We start from the raw sequence: 1272 nt of genomic DNA, 5'->3' as shown, positions 1-1272 counted from the left end.
CCGGAGCCGGCAACGACCTTGCCCCAGCCGCCCGCGACCCCAGCCCGGCCAAGCGGACAACCGGCCCCCGCCACAGCCGACAGCGCTCACGCCGAAGCCGACCCGGGCGCCCGCTCACACCGGAGCCCTCGCGGCCGGAGCCGGGCCGGTGTGCACCAGTCGGCTGGAGCCCGCACGGCTTGTGGTCGTGCGGGGTCCGGCAAACACCGTCGCGGTGAGCGTGGCGCCCGGCACATGAGGCGGCGGATGCGGCAGGGCCGGCGGTGAGGGTCAGGCGGCTGAGGAGCGGGTCTGGGTCGGCTTCCAGGTTGGGGTCGGGGACGGGGAGTTGGACCAGGACTTCGAGGGGGTCGGGGACGGGGACGGGTTGCCGCCGCCCGAGTTGGACTGGGGCTGGTAGACGCGGACGTCGGAGAACGTGACGTCGGCCGCGTCGCCGCTGGGGGTGAAGGCGCCGAGGTTGACCTTGCCGCGCTTGATCGACTCGTTGACCTTCGAACCGAGCTTGACGCCGTTGGCGTAGACGGTGATCTCCGAGCCGATGACGACCAGGGCGACATACGGGTCGCTGGTCATCTTGACCGGCCAGGACGCCAGCTCGTTGCTCTGGCTGGGGGCGGCGTCGCCCAGGGCATACAGGCGGATCACGCCGTCGCAGACGCCCACCGTGTACGCCTCCTGGCCCGCCCTCGCCCACATGCCCGCGCAGCCGCTCACGCGGTGCACCTTCGCCTCGATGCCGGCGTCGGTCATGTTGACGTTGAGCGTGTCCTTCAGCGTGCAGCCGGTCAGGCCACGCGGGTTCGACACGACGTGCAGGTCGTCGCTGGACGCGTCGCACCTGCCGCCCTCGGACTCGTCCTGCGAATACCACAGCTCGTGCAGGCCACGGTCCTGGAACTGCTTCCAGTTGCCGGGCACCCACGACGGCCGGTCCTGCTGCGAATACGGGGGAAGCGACTGCCCCTCGGCCGCCGTCGGCGCCACGGACCCGCCGCTCGTGACGGAGGTCGTGGGCTGCTGCGCGACGTTGTCGTCCTTCTTGTTGTCGCCGACCTCGGTGTACACCACGTAACCGGCGAGCGCGAGCGCCAGCACCAGGATGCCGACGAGCAGCGGGATCGCCACGTTGCGCCGCGCCGGCGGGGGCGGCGGCGGCTCCTCCCGCGGCATCGGCGCGTATTCCATCCGCGACGCGGACGGCGAGTCGTAGAGGCGCTGGACCGGTTGCGGCGGCTGCGCGACCCTCGGCGGCTGCGGCGGCGGCACGGG

Annotated in this window: 1 protein-coding gene; it reads right to left on the bottom strand. The window is 72.5% G+C overall.

Translation table 11 applies throughout. From position 1 onward, the window contains the following. Positions 1-270: 270 nt before the first annotated feature. Positions 271-1272 (bottom strand): hypothetical protein (locus AB0I21_RS54040; protein ID WP_360573347.1); only part of this gene is annotated, 1002 nt, incomplete at its 5' end.

Origin of the sequence: Dactylosporangium sp. NPDC050588 (assembly GCF_040654975.1) — a bacterium.
GTDB lineage: Bacteria > Actinomycetota > Actinomycetes > Mycobacteriales > Micromonosporaceae > Dactylosporangium > Dactylosporangium maewongense.
Note: the sequence above shows the minus strand (reverse complement) of the source record. Positions and strands in the feature narration are given on the sequence as shown.